Annotated in this window: 14 protein-coding genes; 7 read left to right on the top strand and 7 right to left on the bottom strand. The window is 74.8% G+C overall.

Going from position 1 to position 15,661, the window contains the following annotated elements; genetic code table 11:
* Positions 1 to 120: 120 nt before the first annotated feature.
* Together LPU43_RS16045 and LPU43_RS16040 are read left to right on the top strand one after the other, a co-directional pair.
* Positions 121 to 1,725, top strand: a complete 1,605-nt coding sequence (locus tag LPU43_RS16045; RefSeq protein WP_229401238.1) for an RNA polymerase sigma factor — start codon at positions 121 to 123, stop codon at positions 1,723 to 1,725.
* Between the two features lie 245 nt (positions 1,726 to 1,970).
* Complete coding sequence (locus tag LPU43_RS16040; protein WP_229401237.1) at positions 1,971 to 2,204, top strand: DUF7455 domain-containing protein; 234 nt, start codon at positions 1,971 to 1,973, stop codon at positions 2,202 to 2,204.
* A gap of 81 nt (positions 2,205 to 2,285) precedes the next feature.
* On the opposite strand, the gene LPU43_RS16035 is transcribed toward LPU43_RS16040, so the two are convergent.
* The 3 genes from LPU43_RS16035 to LPU43_RS16025 form a co-directional block, all read right to left on the bottom strand.
* Positions 2,286 to 4,019, bottom strand: a complete 1,734-nt coding sequence (locus LPU43_RS16035) for a DEAD/DEAH box helicase (RefSeq protein ID WP_229401236.1) — start codon at positions 4,017 to 4,019, stop codon at positions 2,286 to 2,288.
* A 204-nt stretch (positions 4,020 to 4,223) separates the two neighbouring features.
* Entirely contained in the window at positions 4,224 to 4,868 is a 645-nt protein-coding gene (locus LPU43_RS16030; protein WP_229401235.1) for a trimeric intracellular cation channel family protein, read from the bottom strand.
* Positions 4,869 to 4,908: 40 nt separating this feature from the next.
* A complete protein-coding gene (locus LPU43_RS16025) occupies positions 4,909 to 5,127 on the bottom strand; it encodes a DUF3039 domain-containing protein (protein ID WP_229401234.1) in 219 nt (72 codons plus the stop codon).
* Between the two features lie 89 nt (positions 5,128 to 5,216).
* Between LPU43_RS16025 and LPU43_RS16020 the strand changes: the two genes are divergently transcribed.
* Positions 5,217 to 6,149 (top strand): pseudouridine-5'-phosphate glycosidase, encoded by a 933-nt coding sequence (locus tag LPU43_RS16020; RefSeq protein WP_229401233.1) that lies wholly within the window; start codon positions 5,217 to 5,219, stop codon positions 6,147 to 6,149.
* Positions 6,146 to 7,045, top strand: coding sequence for a carbohydrate kinase family protein (locus LPU43_RS16015; protein WP_229401232.1), 900 nt, complete (start codon positions 6,146 to 6,148; stop codon positions 7,043 to 7,045). Before LPU43_RS16020 ends, LPU43_RS16015 begins: the two co-directional genes overlap by 4 nt.
* 44 nt (positions 7,046 to 7,089) lie before the next feature.
* Here LPU43_RS16015 and LPU43_RS16010 read toward each other — a convergent pair whose 3' ends face one another.
* A complete protein-coding gene (locus tag LPU43_RS16010) occupies positions 7,090 to 7,446 on the bottom strand; it encodes a DUF3099 domain-containing protein (protein ID WP_229401231.1) in 357 nt (118 codons plus the stop codon).
* A gap of 97 nt (positions 7,447 to 7,543) precedes the next feature.
* On the bottom strand, positions 7,544 to 8,746 hold the full coding sequence (locus LPU43_RS16005) for a low temperature requirement protein A (protein WP_229401230.1): 1,203 nt from the start codon (positions 8,744 to 8,746) through the stop codon (positions 7,544 to 7,546).
* Between the two features lie 133 nt (positions 8,747 to 8,879).
* Here LPU43_RS16005 and LPU43_RS16000 point away from each other — a divergent pair, with 133 nt between their 5' ends.
* Together LPU43_RS16000 and dtd are read left to right on the top strand one after the other, a co-directional pair.
* Entirely contained in the window at positions 8,880 to 10,364 is a 1,485-nt protein-coding gene (locus tag LPU43_RS16000) for a DUF7782 domain-containing protein (RefSeq protein WP_229401229.1), read from the top strand.
* Positions 10,364 to 10,786, top strand: a complete 423-nt coding sequence (gene dtd, locus LPU43_RS15995) for a D-aminoacyl-tRNA deacylase (RefSeq protein WP_229401228.1) — start codon at positions 10,364 to 10,366, stop codon at positions 10,784 to 10,786. Before LPU43_RS16000 ends, dtd begins: the two co-directional genes overlap by 1 nt.
* 12 nt (positions 10,787 to 10,798) lie before the next feature.
* On the opposite strand, the gene LPU43_RS15990 is transcribed toward dtd, so the two are convergent.
* The gene (locus tag LPU43_RS15990) at positions 10,799 to 11,587 is read right to left on the bottom strand and encodes a sporulation protein (protein WP_229401227.1); all 789 of its coding nucleotides are present in this window, start codon (positions 11,585 to 11,587) and stop codon (positions 10,799 to 10,801) included.
* 231 nt (positions 11,588 to 11,818) lie between these two features.
* On the opposite strand from LPU43_RS15990, the gene sigB reads away from it, so the two are divergent.
* The gene (sigB, locus tag LPU43_RS15985; RefSeq protein WP_373321723.1) at positions 11,819 to 12,835 is read left to right on the top strand and encodes an RNA polymerase sigma factor SigB; all 1,017 of its coding nucleotides are present in this window, start codon (positions 11,819 to 11,821) and stop codon (positions 12,833 to 12,835) included.
* A gap of 245 nt (positions 12,836 to 13,080) precedes the next feature.
* Here the strand turns inward: sigB and LPU43_RS15980 are convergent, their stop codons facing one another.
* Positions 13,081 to 15,639 (bottom strand): bifunctional acetate--CoA ligase family protein/GNAT family N-acetyltransferase, encoded by a 2,559-nt coding sequence (locus LPU43_RS15980; RefSeq protein WP_229401226.1) that lies wholly within the window; start codon positions 15,637 to 15,639, stop codon positions 13,081 to 13,083.
* Between the last annotated feature and the right edge of the window lie 22 nt (positions 15,640 to 15,661).

The raw sequence follows: 15,661 nt of genomic DNA, 5'->3' as shown, positions 1-15,661 counted from the left end.
CGCCGACGACCGGCCGGCCCGGGACACGGGGGCCCCTCAACCACATCGCCCAGCACCGTGCTCCGCGCGCTGCGCCGGGCAACCCGGCCGTGCTCGCTCTTCGCCTCCGGAAGGTCATTCGTGACAGAACCCCGCCAGACCGGCGCCGACGTTCGCTCGCTCACCGACACCCTGATCGCCCACGCGCAGAGCGCGGGCGGCCAGCTCACGTCGGCCCAGCTCGCGCGCACCGTCGAGTCCGCCGAGGTGACTCCGGCCCAGGCCAAGAAGATCCTGCGGGCGCTCGCGGAAGCGGGGGTGACCGTCGTCGTGGACGGCTCGGCCAGCCCGCGCCGCCGGGTCGCCGCCGCCCGGTCCGCCACCCCCGCGTCCCGGGCCACCACCGCGAAGACCACCAAGAAGGCCGCCGTGCCCGCCCCGAAGCAGGCCCCGGCGGCGGACGGCTCCCCCGCGCCGGCGCCCCGCAAGGTCGCCGCGCGGCGGGCCACGACCGAGGCGGTCGCCAAGGCGGCCGTGCCGGCGAAGGTCGCGCGCCCCTCCCGCGCCGCCAAGGCGACCGTGGCCGCGGCCCCGGGCAAGGCCGCGAAGGGCGCGCCCGGCAAGGCCCCGGGCGAGGCCGCCGAGGGCGACATCGACCCGGAGGAGCTCGCCGCCGAGATCGAGGACGTGGTGGTCGAGGAGCCGGCCGAGCTGGCCCAGGCCGCCGAGGCCGACGCCGCCAGCGCCGCCACGGACAACGACTTCGAGTGGGACGACGAGGAGTCCGAGGCGCTCAAGCAGGCGCGCCGCGACGCCGAGCTGACCGCCTCCGCCGACTCGGTCCGGGCATACCTGAAGCAGATCGGCAAGGTGCCTCTGCTCAACGCCGAGCAGGAGGTGGAGCTGGCCAAGCGGATCGAGGCCGGGCTCTACGCCGCCGAGCGGCTGCGGGTCGCCGACGAGGGCGACGAGAAGATGACCCGGGAGATGTTCCGCGACCTGGGCTGGATCTCCCGCGACGGCGAGCGGGCCAAGAACCACCTGCTGGAGGCCAACCTCCGACTCGTGGTGTCGCTGGCCAAGCGGTACACGGGCCGGGGCATGGCGTTCCTCGACCTGATCCAGGAGGGCAACCTCGGCCTGATCCGCGCGGTCGAGAAGTTCGACTACACCAAGGGCTACAAGTTCTCCACGTACGCCACCTGGTGGATCCGGCAGGCCATCACCCGGGCCATGGCCGACCAGGCCCGCACCATCCGCATCCCGGTGCACATGGTCGAGGTGATCAACAAGCTCGGTCGCATCCAGCGGGAGCTGCTCCAGGATCTGGGCCGCGAGCCCACCCCGGAGGAGCTGGCCAAGGAGATGGACATCACACCGGAGAAGGTGCTGGAGATCCAGCAGTACGCCCGGGAGCCCATCTCGCTCGACCAGACCATCGGCGACGAGGGCGACAGCCAGCTCGGCGACTTCATCGAGGACTCGGAGGCCGTCGTCGCGGTCGACGCCGTCTCCTTCTCCCTGCTCCAGGACCAGCTCCAGCAGGTCCTGCAGACGCTCTCCGAGCGCGAGGCGGGCGTGGTCCGGCTCCGCTTCGGCCTGACCGACGGCCAGCCGCGCACGCTGGACGAGATCGGTCAGGTCTACGGCGTGACCCGGGAGCGGATCCGGCAGATCGAGTCGAAGACGATGTCGAAGCTGCGCCACCCGTCCCGCTCGCAGGTGCTCCGGGACTACCTGGACTGAGGACGTTTCGTCAACTAGGCGTGTCGCTTTGATCACCACGCGTACAACGGCGCGTGGCGATGGGCCGGCTGCGCGATTGTGATCGTTGACGTGGCACCCTTGGTGCACGGCACACTCTTGCCGCCATGTGTGACCTCGGTCCCCCGCGGGCACACAGGGAAGGCAGCGCCCGGCGTGGGCGTTGCAGGATAGGTGAGCAACGACCGAAGAGATTGTTCATCGGTGACGACCAGAGGAGGAAGGCGATGACCCCGACCCTCACGCCGCCGGGCGAGACGGTGGCTCCCCCAGCCGCCGATGAACGGTGCGACCGCTGCAACGCTGCCGGCAAGCTCCGTATCACTCTCGCAGGCGGGAGCGAGTTGGTGTTCTGTGGGCACCACGCCAACAAGTACGCGGAGGATCTCGTGAAGATCACCGTGCGGTACGCGACGGACCCCGAGTTCAGCTGGCGTGGCGCCGACCTGATCGCGAACTGAGACGGCGGTTCCACAACCCGACATAGTCGACCGGAGGCGCCCTGAGGGCGCCTCCGGTCGACTATTTCCTAGGCCCGCCCGTCAGAGGGTCTGGACCGTGGCGATGCGCTCCTCGAGCTGCTCGATGGTGGCCTGGGCGCTCGGCGGACCACCGCAGAGGCGGCGCAGCTCGGCGTGGATCTTCCCGTGCGGCAGGCCGGTGCGGTGGTGCCGGGCGGCCACGAGCGCGTTGAGCTGCCGCCGGAGCGCCACCCGGCGCTGGGCGGCGCTCATCGGCGGCGGGGGCGCCACGGTGGCCGTGAGGGCGGGCTCGGCGGCCCGCTCGGCCGCGCGGCGTCGCTGGGCGGCCAACTGCTCCGCCTGCCGCTTCGTCAGCAGCAGGGAGACCTGGTCGGCGGTGAGCAGGCCGGGCAGGCCGAGGTACTCCTCCTCCTCCGGGGTGCCCGCCTGGGCGGCGGTGCCGAAGGAGGCACCGTCGAAGATCACCTGGTCCAGCTCGGCCGTGGCCGACAGGGCGGCGAACCGCTTCTCCAGCTCGCCGCTGGCCTGGTCGTCGCGCTGCGCGCGCTCCAGCAGGTCGTCGTCGAAGCCCTCGCGGTCCTTCGGCTTGCCCAGCACGTGGTCGCGCTCGGCCTCCATCTGGCTGGCCAGCTCCAGCAGGTGCGGCACGCTGGGCAGGAAGACCGACGCGGTCTCCCCCGTGCGGCGGGCGCGGACGAAGCGGCCGATGGCCTGGGCGAAGTAGAGCGGGGTGCTGGCGCTGGTGGCGTAGACGCCGACCGCCAGCCGGGGAATGTCGACCCCCTCGGAGACCATCCGCACCGCGACCAGCCACCGCTGCTGCGACTCCGCGAACGTCGCGATCCGGGCGGACGCGCCCTGGTCGTCGGAGAGGACCACCGCGGCCTTCTCGCCGGTCACCTGCTCGATCAGCTTCGCGTACGAGCGGGCGGCCTGCTGGTCGCTGGCGATGATCAGCCCCCCGGCGTCGGCCATCCCGGCCTCGCGCAGCACGGTCAGCCGGGCGTCGGCGGCCCGCAGCACCTGCGGCATCCAGTCGCCGGCCGGGTCGAGCGCGGTTCGCCACGCCTGGGCGATCAGGTCCTGGGTCATCGGCTCGCCCAGCCGCGCCGCCAGCTCGTCGCCGGCGTTCGTCCGCCACCGGGTCTCCCCCGAGTACGCGAGGAAGAGCACCGGCCGCACCACGCCGTCGCGCAGCGCGTCGGAGTAGCCGTACACGGCGTCGGCGCGGGAGCGCAGCAGGCCGTCGCCGCCCCGCTCGTAGGTGACGAACGGGATCGGGTTGTCGTCCGAGCGGAACGGGGTGCCGGTGAGCATGAGCCGGCGTACGGCGGGCTCGAACGCCGACTTCACCCCGTCGCCCCAGGTGCGGGAGTCGCCGGCGTGGTGGATCTCGTCGAGGATCACCAGGGTGCGCCGGGTCATGGTGCGCCGCCGGTGCACCTGGGGCGCCATGCCGACCTGGGCGTACGTGACCACGGCGCCGTGGAAGTCGGCGGAGGAGTGCAGGTCGGCGTTGCGGAAGGCCGCGTCGAGCTGGATGCCGACCCGGGCCGCGGCCTGCGCCCACTGGGTCTTCAGGTGCTCGGTGGGGGCGACCACGGTGACCGCCTCGACGGTGCCGTCGGCGAGCAGCTCGGCGGCGATCCGTAGGGCGAAGGTGGTCTTGCCGGCCCCGGGGGTGGCGACCGCCGTGAAGTCCTCGGTGCGTCGGCGCAGGTACTCCACCAGCGCCCTGCGCTGCCATGCGCGTAGTGATGGAAACGTCTCGAGCGCCGGCGTCCGGGCTGCCACGCGTCAGGCTCCTCTCCGATCGCACGACGGCGACCAGGGCCGAGGGCCACGGTACCGCCGCCCATGAAAAGGCCCTCGCGCATCGGATGCCGCGAAGGCCGGATCAGCATAACCAGCGCGGGCCGAAGCGCCCAGGCGACGCCACGCTGGTCACGTTCGCACCGCTCGACGCCGCACTGACAGCGCCCCGGCCTGCACCCTGGGTCAGGGGCGAGGGGCGCCGGCGCGGGGCGGGCGGAGCGTGGCCACCGGGGCCGACCAGCGCCGCCGCAACGCCGTCAGGCGCAGTGCGAAGACGAACACGGCGGCAGCGGTCAGTCCGGCTGCGCCGGCGTGCCCGGACGCGTGGAGCGCCGCCACGGCGATCGAGCCGCCGAGAGCCGCCACCGCGTAGATCTCCCGGCGCAGCACCACGGGGATCTCGCCGGTGAGCAGGTCCCGGGCGAGCCCGCCGCCGATGGCGGTGAGCATGCCGATGAGGCAGGCCCCGACCGGCGGGACCTGCGCGTCGAGTGCCTTGAGGGTGCCGGTGACGGTGAACAGCCCGAGGCCGGCGGCGTCGAGGACCAGCACGGTGGTGCGCAGCCGGGCGAACTGGGGGTGCAGCCAGAACACGGCGGCGGCGGTGACCGCGGCGGTGGCGGCGTACCGCCAGTCGGCGAAGGCCAGCGGGGGCACCTCATCGATGACCAGGTCGCGGAAGATCCCGCCGCCGAGGGCGGCGACGAAGCCGACGAAGGCGACGCCGAACAGGTCGAGCCGCTTGACCACCGCTGCGGAGGCGCCGGAGGCGGCGAAGACCGCCACGCCGGTGAGGTCGGCGAGGAGCAGGGCGGTGGAGGTGGTCACCGACGAAGGTTACGTGGGCGGCAGTCCCAACCGCCCACGGTCACTCGCGCCAGGAGTCGTAGATCTCCTTGCACTTCGGGCAGACCGGCGAGCCGGGCTTGGCGGCCTTCGTCACCGGGAAGGTCTCCCCGCACAGCGCGACCACGAAGGTGCCCATCACGGCACTCTCGGCGATCTTGTCCTTACGGACGTAGTGGAACATCTCGGGACCGGTGTCGGCGTCCTTCAACTCCGGGCGCTCGAGAACCTCAGTGCTCACTTCTCCACCTCCAACCGTCCAAGTTTGGCAGGTCGCCGAAGACAGGTCCACCGCAGGCCGCCCCGGGGAAGAAACGTACCGTTGCGGGCGTGAACAACTTTCGTATCCAACTCGGCGCCGAGGTGGCCGCCGCCCTGCGCGACCGCCGCCCGGTCGTCGCCCTGGAGAGCACCATCGTCTCGCACGGCCTGCCCCGGCCGGACAACCTGCGGGTGGCCCGCGAGATCGAGCAGGCCGTCCGCGACGCCGGGGCGGTCCCGGCGACCATCGGCATGATCGGTGGCCGCCTCGTGGCGGGGCTCGACGACGCCGAGCTGACCCGGCTCGCCACCGCCGACGGCGTGAGCAAGCTCTCGGTGCGCGACCTCGCGGTGGCGGCGGCGACCGGCGCGGACGGGGCCACCACGGTCGCCGCCACCAGCGCGGTGGCCGCCGCCGCGGGCATCCGGGTCTTCGCCACCGGCGGGCTCGGCGGGGTGCACCGGGAGGCCGCGACGACCTTCGACGAGTCCGCCGACCTGGTCACCCTGGCCCGCACCCCGATCGCGGTGGTCTGCGCCGGGGTCAAGTCGATCCTCGACGTCGGGGCCACCCTGGAGCGGATGGAGACCCTGGGCGTCACCGTCGTCGGCTACCGCACCCGGCGCTTCCCGGGCTTCTACCTCACCGACGCCGGCTTCGACCTGGACTGGTCGGTCGACTCGCCCGAGCAGGTCGCCGGCGTGCTGGCCGCCCGGGACGCCCACGGCGCGCACGGCGGCGGGCTGATCGTGGCCAATCCCCTCCCGGTCGACGAGCAGCTCGACCCGGCCCTGCACGACCGGACGCTCGCCGAGGGCCTCGCCCTGCTGGAGCGGAACGGCGTGACCGGCAAGGCCGTGACGCCGTACCTGCTGGCCCACTTCCACTCCGCGACCTCCGGTGCCAGCCTCGCGGTGAACGTGCGGATCATCCTGCGCAACGCCGACCTCGCCGCCCGGATCGCGGTCGCCACGGCGGCCCGCGCCGCCGCCGTGGCATGACCGGTCCGCGCCGGGTCGTCGTCGTCGGCGACCTGGTCACCGACGTGGTGGCGGTGCTCGGCGCGCCGCTCGCCCCCGGCTCGGACACCCCGGCCAGCATCCGGGTCGCCGGGGGCGGGCAGGCGGCCAACACCGCCGCCTGGCTCGCCGCCCAGGGCGTCCCGGTGACCCTGGTGGCCGCGGTCGGCGACGACGACGCGGGGCGGGAGCGCGTCGCCGAACTGGAGCGGGCCGGCGTCGACTGCGCGGTCGAGCGGGTCAGCGGGGCCGTCACCGGCACGGTCGTCGTGCTCACCGGCGACGGGGAGCGCACGATGGTGACCGAGCGGGGCGCGAACCTGCGGCTGGACGCCCGGCACGTCGAGGCGGCCCTGGCCGCCGCGCCCGACGCGGGGCACCTGCACCTGTCCGCGTACCCCCTGCTGGACGCCGCCTCGCGCGGCGCCGGGCTGCGCGCGCTGGCCGTGGCGCGCGAGCGCGGGCTCACCACCAGCGTCGACGCGGCGTCTACGGAGCCGCTGCGGCGGGTCGGCGCGGCGACGTTCCTGGCCTGGGTACGCGACGTCGACCTGCTCCTGGTCAACGCGGACGAGGCGGCCGTGCTGGCCGGCGGGCTGGACCCGGCGGCGCAGGCCCGGGCGCTGTCGGCGACGGCGCGCCGGGTCGTGGTCAAGCGGGGCGCGGCGGGGGCGGTCTGGGCGGACCGGACCACGTCGGTCGGCGTGGCCCCGGCGCGGCGGGCGGCGGTGGCCGACGTCACCGGGGCGGGGGACGCCTTCGCGGCCGGGCTGCTGTCGGCCTGGCTGGCCGGAGCCGCCCCCCGGGCGGCGCTGGAGCGGGCCGGCGACCTCGGCGCGCTGGCCGTCTCCACGGTCGGCGCCCGGCCGGCGGGCTGACGAGTCCCGGGCCGGGTCGTGCCGCTCGGCGCGCCCCGGCCCGGTCAGGAGTCGGCGTCGATGACCCGGTGGGGTCGTTCCTCGGCGGTCAGGCTCATCGGCGGGGCCTCGTCGCGGTTGCGGGAGCGGAACCGGTGGGCCAGCCGGTGTTCGTCCTTCGGCGGCCGGTCGTTGGCCAGCAGCACCGCCAGCCACGGGATGAGCACCATCCCGATCGCGCACAGCGGCAGCCAGAGCCAGAGCATGGGTGCCCGCACGCCGACCAGGATCGCGCCGCCGACCAGGCACGCCATCCGGATGCCCATCATCAGGACGTAGCGGCGCTGCCGGCTGGTGAGCTGGTCCTCCTGGCTGCGCGGGGCGTCGGTGATCAGGATCGGTTGGTACGCCTGACGCTTCACCACGACCTCCAACAGGGATTGGGTCCATCCTGTCACTCCGGGCCGATGATCGGCGAAAATCGGCCCCCACGGCGCCTCCCCCGCCCGGGGCGTGCCCCTACAGCGGCGACGCCGGCCGCTCCACCGGCCGTCCCCGGCTGCGCAGCGCGTCGCTCGCGGCGACCCCCGCCAGGATCGCGGCGGCCGTGCCCAGCGCCCCCGTCGGCGGCAGCCGCGGTGCCAGCGGGACCAGCGCGATCAGCAGCAGCACCCCGACCACGCGGGAGGCCGAGACCCGGCCGAAGACCTCGTACTCGAAGCGCGCCCGCGCGGCCAGGAACAGCGCGGGGCCGCCCATGACGAAGGCCGACCACACCGGTTCCGTACGGCCGAACGGGTGGTTGATCACCAACTCGTACCCGACGGCGGTGATCAGCAGGCCCGCCACGATCACCAGATGGGTCCAGCTCGCCGACTCGCCCAGCAGCCCCGGCGACCGGGCCACCCGCATCGTCTCGGCCAGCAACCGCCCGGCCCGGTGGAAGTAGATCCGCCAGAGCAGCGCCGTGACGAGGAACGACAGGGCGAAGGCGCCGAATCTCGCGGACGAGAAGTCGCTGCCGCTGAGGGTGAGCCCGATCACCAGGATGTTCTCCCCGAGGGCGATCAGGAAGAACTGCTGGTAGCGCTCGATCAGGTGCTCGCCCATCGCCCCCCAGCCCGACGTCCGGGACAGGCCGTGACGCGGCACCGGCCAGCCGAGCGCCAGCCCGGCGTACTCCCAGGCCAACGCCACCGTCCAGAGCACCGCGCGGAGCGTCGGCTCCGACGTCAGGGCGCCGGCCAGCCAGAACACCCCGCCGAGCGCCGCCCAGGCCGCGATCCGCGCCGTCACGCCCCGGCGGGAGTGCCGCCCCAGCACGACGGTGAGCAGGAGCGGCCGGCCGACCTGGATCGCCACGTACGCGCACGTGAACGTCAGCGCCCGCTCCGCGAAGGCCCGGGGCAGCGCCACGGCCATCACCATGCTGCCGAACATCGACGCCACCACGACGAACTGGATCACCCAGCTCTCCGGCTCGTACCGGCTGGTCACCCAGGCGGTGAGCAACCAGACGAGCCAGAGGGCGAGGAAGAGCAGCACGGTCTGGGCGACCTCGCGGAGCAGGTCGTCGCCGGGGGCCGCCACGTCGTCGATGACCCGCTGGGACACCCGGGTCAGCGCGAAGACGAAGACCAGGTCGAAGAAGAGCTCCAGGAAGGTGGCCCGGGGCGAGCTGACCTCCCCCCGCAGCAGCTCCGTGCCCCGCCCGTCCGCCATCACCCACCCGTCGCCGCCGCCTCGCCTGCTGGCTCAACGAACCGCCGCGCTCCCCGGTTCCGCCGTCGAGGACGGGCACGGGAAAGCCCGGGTGGTGGGAGACCCGTCGGGGTGGGGAGGGCAGGATGGTGACGTGGACGAACACGACATGCTGCTCTCCCCCGCCGGCGTCGAGGCGCTCCGGACGGCGCTGTCCCGCGCCGCGTACACCTCGAACGGCATCGCCGCCCGGCTCGGCCCGCAGGCCACGGGTGGGGTGGCCCGCAACGACTTCCGGGCCGCCCTGCGCGCCACCGCCGACCGCGACCCGCTCGGCACGCTGATCCGGGTGTTCGTCTGCGACCAGACCGAGCCGGAGGCCGCGGTGGCCGCCGCGCTGGCCCCGCTGACCGTGGACGAGGCGCTGGCCGGCGGGCTCGTCGAACGGCACGGCGACGGCCTGCGCGCCGGCGTCGACCTGGAGCCGTACGGGGACGACTGGTGGGTGCTCGCCGACCTGCCGGTCAGCTCCCGACCGGGTCGGCCGCTGCACGCCGAGCACGTGCTCGGCATCGGCGGGGCCACCCAGACGCTGATCGGCGCGGCCGTCCGCCGGCCGGTGGAGACCGCGCTCGACCTGGGCACCGGTTCCGGCGTGCAGGCGCTGCACCTTTCCACCCACGCCCGCCGGGTCACCGCCACCGACGTCTCCGAGCGGGCCCTGCGCTTCGCCGCCACCACCGCCGCGCTCAACGGCCAGGACTGGGAGCTGCTCCGGGGGGACATGGTCGCCCCGGTCGCCGGCCGCCGGTTCGACCTGGTGGTCAGCAACCCGCCGTTCGTGGTCGGCCCCGGCACCACCACCCACGTCTACCGGGACTCCGGCCGGGTCGGCGACGCGATCGGCGCGGAGTTGGCCGCCGCCGCCCCGGGCCTGCTCACCCCCGGCGGCACCATGCAGTACCTCGCGAACTGGGTGCACGTCGCCGGGGAGGAGTGGGGCGAGCGGGTGGCCGGCTGGTTCGCCGGCACCGGCCTGGACGCCTGGGTGGTCCAGCGGGAGGTCGCCGACCCGATGGCGTACGTCAACCTGTGGCTCACCGACGTCGGCGAGGCGGCCGACCCGCACCGGATGGCCGCCTGGCTGGACTGGTTCGACGCGCACAAGGTGGAGGCGGTCGGGTTCGGCATCGTCTCGCTGCGCAACGCCGGACACGCCGACCCGGTGGTGCGGGTGGAGGACCTGCGGCAGCGGGTGGAGCCGCCGATGGGCGACCGGGTCGCCGCCTGGTTCGACCGCCAGGACTGGCTGCGGGCCCGGGACACCGAGGGGCTGCTCGCCGAGCGCTACCGGGCCGCCGAGGGCCTCCAGCTACGGCAGGAGGCCACCATGGGCGAGGAGGGCTGGGCGGTGGACCGGCAGGTCCTCGCCATGCCGCGCGGGCTGCGCTGGACCGAGGAGATCGACCCGCTGGTGCTGGCCCTGGTCGGCGGGGCGGACGGCCGGCTGCCGCTGCGCGACCAGCTCGCCCTGCTCGCCGCCGCGCACGACGTGGCCCCGGAGGAGCTGACCGAGGCCGCCGGCCCGATCGTGGCGCACCTCGTGGAGCGGGGGATCGTCGAGCCGGTGACGGCCTGATGCGGGCGGTGGTGCAGACGGTCGGACGCGCGAGCGTCACGGTCGACGGGGAGGTGGTCGGCGCGGTCGACGACGGGCTGCTGGTGCTGCTCGGCGTGACCCACACGGACACGCCGCAGGTCGCGCGGACGATGGCCCGCAAGGTCCACGAGCTGCGCATCCTGGACGACGAGCGCAGCGCCGCCGACACCGGCGCGGGCATCCTCGTGGTCAGCCAGTTCACCCTCTACGGCGACGCCCGCCGGGGCCGGCGGCCGAGCTGGACCGCCGCCGCCCCGGCGGAGACCGCGGAGCCCCTGGTCACCGCGGTCGTCGACGCGCTGCGCGAGCGCGGCGCGTCGGTCGCCACGGGCCGCTTCCGCGCCCACATGCTGGTGGAGAGCGTCAACGTCGGCCCACGCACGATCCTGCTCGACCTCTGACGGCCTCCGCCCCTAGAAGAAGAGGCCCCGGCGCTGGAGGGACTGCCGCAGCCAGCCGTCGAGCTGGGCGGCCCAGTCCGTGTTCTGGGCGGTGGCGTGGTCGATGGTGAAGCGGCCGAAGGCGTCACGGCCCTCGGTGAACAGGCCGCCCCGCTTGTCGATCTCCAGCACCACCTGGACCTGCTGCGGGTCGGTGACGAAGGTGACCTCGAGCTGGTTGATCGCGTTCGCGTACTGGGGGGCCGGGTAGAACTCGATCTCCTGGTAGAACGGCAGGTGCTGGCGTACCCCGTAGATGTGGCCCCGCTCGACGTCGGCGCGGGCGAACCGGAAGCCCAGTCGCAGCAGCGCCTCCAGCAGCCGCTCCTGCGCGGGCAGGGCGTGCACCGCCACCGCGTCGAGGTCTCCCTTGTCGACGGCCCGGGCCACCTCCAGCTCGGTGCGCAGCCCCATCGTCATCCCGTGCAGGTGCTGGCCGTACAGGACGGTCAGCGGGGTCTCCCAGGGCACGTCGAGGCGGAACGGCACGTCGTACCGCTGCCCCGGCTCCAGCCGGAACGCGCCGGTGACCTGGCGGCGGTGGAACTCCTGCGTGGTGTCGTACTCGTTGTCGCCGCTCTCCACCTCGACCCGGGTGACCAGGCCCAGCGCGACGTACTCGACGTCCACGGGGTGCTCGCCGCCCGCCACGTGGACGATGCCCTCCAACTGGCCGCCGGGCCGGCAGTTCGGATTGGCCAGCACCGTCTCGACCGACGGGCCGCCGACGCCCATTGCCTGCATGAGCCGCTTGAAGACCACGACACCCTCCACTCTCTCCCGAATCCAACCGCAGCGCCGGCCCGATCGGCCGACCGCTGGCACCGTAGCCCGGCCCGGCAAGCGCCGCTCGCCGGAGCGCCGACCACCCCTATCCGGTGTCGGTTCCCCGATCGCCTCACTCCCGTTTCACGCTCCGCTTGCCAGAGTGTGTGTCACCGGCGCCACTGGGCCGGCAAGGCGGCACCGACGTGGACACGGGGAGAGACGAAGATGGCCCTGCAGATGATCGAGAACCAGATCGGCCCGGCCGGCACGAGCGACGCCGAGGCCGCCGCCGACACCCTGACCGACCTGGACGCCACCGACGAGCGCGGCATCTCCACCGACCTGGTGCGGGCGTACCTCAACGGCATCGGCCGCACCAAGCTGCTCACCGCCGAGCAGGAGGTGGAGCTGTCCCGCCGGATCGAGGCCGGGCTCTTCGCCGAGGAGAAGCTCGCGACCTGCACGCCGGTCTCGGCGCAGCTGCGCGCCGACCTCCAGCTCATCGTCGCCGAGGGCCGTACGGCCAAGGAGCACCTGCTCGAGGCGAACCTGCGCCTCGTCGTCAGCATCGCCAAGCGGTACACGGGCCGGGGCATGGCGTTCCTCGACCTGATCCAGGAGGGCAACCTCGGCCTGATCCGGGCGGTCGAGAAGTTCGACTACACCAAGGGCTTCAAGTTCTCCACGTACGCCACCTGGTGGATCCGGCAGGCCATCACCCGGGCGATGGCCGACCAGGCCCGCACCATCCGCATCCCGGTGCACGTGGTCGAGCAGGTCAACCGGATGGTCCGGGCCCGCCGCGAGCTGGCCGTCACGCTGGGCCGCGAGCCCACCGTGGCCGAGGTCGCCCGCGCCATGGACGTCCCCGAGTTCCAGGTCATCGAGCTGATCTCGTACGACCGGGAGCCGGTGAGCCTGGACCAGGCCGTCGGCGAGGACGGCGAGAGCGCCCTCGGGGACTTCGTCGCCGCCGTGGACCCGGCCGCCGGGCCGGGCGAGGCCGCCGCGGACGGTGAGCTGCGCGACGAGGTGCGGATCGTGCTGGCCACGCTGTCCCAGCGGGAGCAGGCGGTGATCCGGCTCCGCTTCGGCCTGGACGACGGCCGGCAGCGCACCCTGGACGAGGTGGGCAAGGAGTTCGGCCTGTCCCGGGAGCGGATCCGGCAGATCGAGAAGGTGACGCTGCTGAAGCTGCGCGCCCCGGAGCGGGCGCAGCGGCTGGAGGCGTACGCCTGCTGAGCCGGCACACGTAAGGAGGGGCCCCGGCGGTTCGCCGGGGCCCCTCGCCGCGTTCGGCCCTCCGACCCGCCGGGCATTCGGCCCCGACCCGCCGGGCGTTCGGCCCCGACCCGCCGGACGTTCGGCCCCGACCTGCCGCCTTCGGCTCCACCCGCCGGGTGTTCCGCCTCGGCCCGCCGCGCGGGTGGGCGGGACGTTAACAGGGGGCCCTTCCTCTACCGGAAGCGTTAACCGGGGGCCCTTCCTTACAGGCGGCGGGGGCCCGTGTCGGGGCGGGCGGCCCCGGTGCCGACGCGGACGCTCGCGTGCAGCACGGAGATGCCGTCCGGGCGGGCCAGCACCGGGTTGAGCGTCAGCGAGCGGACCCGGGGCTGCTCGTCGGCGAGCAGGCCGACCCGCAGCAGCAGGTCGGCCAGGGCCGCCCGGTCGACCGGGGCGGCGCCCCGGTGCCCCCGCAGCAGCGGCGCGGCCCGGGGCGCGTCCACCAGCTCGGCGGCGTCGGAGTCGGTCAGCGGCACCGCCCGCCAGGCCCGGTCGCCGAGCAGCTCGGTGGCGACGCCGCCGAGGCCGAAGCCCACCACCGGCCCGAACGCCGGATCCTCCACCAGCTCCACCACGCACGGCACGCCCGGCGGGACCATCGCCTGCACCAGCACCTCCGCCCCGAAGGCCGGCGACATCTCCGTGTACGCCCGGCGCACCGCCCCGGCGTCGGACAGGTCGAGGCGGACCGCGCCGAGGTCCGCGCGGTGCCGCAGCCCGGGGGCGGCGGCCTTCAGCGCCACCGGGTAGCCGAGGGCCCCGGCGGCGGCCACCGCCTCGTCGACCGAGCGCGCGGCCACCGAGGGCACCACGTCGACGCCGTACGCGCCGAGCAGCCCGGCGGGGTCGGCCCCGTCGGGCCGCAGCGCGGCCTGGGCGGCGGCGGGGTCGATGCGGGGCAGCTCGGGCAGCGTCCCGAGGGGGCGGCGTCGCCAGTCGGCGTACGTGGCGGCCCGACCGAGCGCCCGCACCGCCTCCTCCACGCTCGGGTACGCCGGCACCCCGACCGGGGTGCGGCCGGCGAGGAACGTGGCCACCACCGGCTTGCCGGCGTCGAGCGCGCCGGGCAGGGCGGCGGCGAAGTCGGCCTCGGTGTCGGTGAGCTGACCGGGCAGCGGCGGGGCGAACACCGCGACGAGGGCGTCCACGCCGTCGTCGGCGACGGCCGCGCGCAGGGCCGCGGCGAAGTCGGCGGCCCCGGCGCGGGGGCCCACGTCGCACGGGTACCCGGCGGCCACCGTGAGCCCCTGCGCGGCGCAGGCGGTGGCCGCCAGCCCGGTCAGCGCCGAGGAGTTGCCGACCACGCCGACCCGCCGGCCGGCCGGCAGCGGCTGGTGGGCCAGCAGCACGCCGACGTCGAGCAGCTCGGCGACGGTGTCGACCCGGATCACCCCGGACTGGGCGAACAGGGCGCTGACCGCGACCGTGTCCGGGCCGGGGGCGTCGGCGTTCAGCCCGGGCGGGCGGGCCGGCGAGGCGAGCGCCACCACCGGCTTGTCCCGGCCGATCCGCCGGGCCAGCCGGGCGAACTTGCGGGGGTTGCCGAAGGTCTCCAGGTACAACATGATCACGTTGGTGCCGGGGTCGTCCCGCCAGTACTGGAGCAGGTCGTTGCCGGAGACGTCGGCCCGGTTGCCGGCCGAGACGAAGCTGGACAGGCCGAGGTCGCGCCGGGCCGCCTCGGCCAGCAGCGCCACCCCGAACGCGCCGGACTGGCTGAAGATCCCCACCCGGCCGGGGGCCGGCAGCGCCGGGGCGAGGGTGGCGTTGAGGCGTACCGTCTCGTCGGTGTTGGCCACCCCGAGGCAGTTCGGGCCGACCACCCGCATGCCGGCGGCGTGCGCGGCCCGGACCAGGGCCCGCTGCGCCGCCGCGCCCGCCGCGCCGGCCTCGGCGAAGCCGGCCGAGATCACCACCAGGCCGTGCGCGCCGGCCGCCGCCGCGTCGGCCACCACCGCGCCGGCCGCCTCCGGGGGCACCGCGACCACCGCCAGGTCGATCGCGTGGCCGGCCTCGACCGCCGAGGGGTACGCGGGCAGCCCGGCCACCGTCGCCGCGCTCGGGTGCACGGGCACCACCGCGCCGGTGAACCCGGCGTCGCGCAGGTGGCCGAGCAGCGCCGCGCCGACGCCCTGCCCGGTGGCGCTCGCCCCGTAGACGGCGACGCCCCGGGGGGCGAGCAGCCGGGCGATCGAGCGGGCCTCGGTGCGGTGCTCCCGGCCGCGCTGCACCTCGAGGGTCGCCTCCGTCGGGGCGATCGGGAAGCTCAGGTGCACCACGCCGTCGGCGTACTGGCGCTGGACCTGGTAGCCGAAGTCGGCGAAGACCCGCAGCATCGCCCCGTTGGCCGGGAGCACCTCGGCGACGAAGTGCACGATCCCGGCCCGCGCGGCGGCGTCGGCCAGGTGCTCCAGCAGCACCGAGCCGATCCCCCGCCCCTGGTAGGCGTCCTCCACGACGAAGGCCACCTCGGCCTCCGGGGCCTCGGGGCCGAGCCGCTCGTACCGGCCGACGGCGACGATCCGCTCCCCGGCCAGCACCACGAACGCCTCCCGGTCGCGGTGGTCCACGTGGACGAACCGGCGCAGGTCCCGCTCCGGGATGCGCGGGTACGGCGAGAAGTAGCGCAGGTAGCGGGTGCGCTCGGAGAATCGGGAGTGCATCGCCACGATCCCCGGCCCGTCGTCCGGTCGGATCGGTCGCAGCGCGACGGTCGTCCCGTCGCTGAGCAGCACGTCCACCGGCTGGTCGACTGTGGTCACGCCTCCGGCTCCCCTCCCCCGG

Source organism: Micromonospora okii (assembly GCF_020884795.1).
In the GTDB taxonomy this organism is placed as follows: domain Bacteria; phylum Actinomycetota; class Actinomycetes; order Mycobacteriales; family Micromonosporaceae; genus Micromonospora; species Micromonospora okii.
The sequence above is the reverse complement of the archived record's forward strand: the minus strand, read 5'-3'. Positions and strand labels throughout refer to the sequence as shown.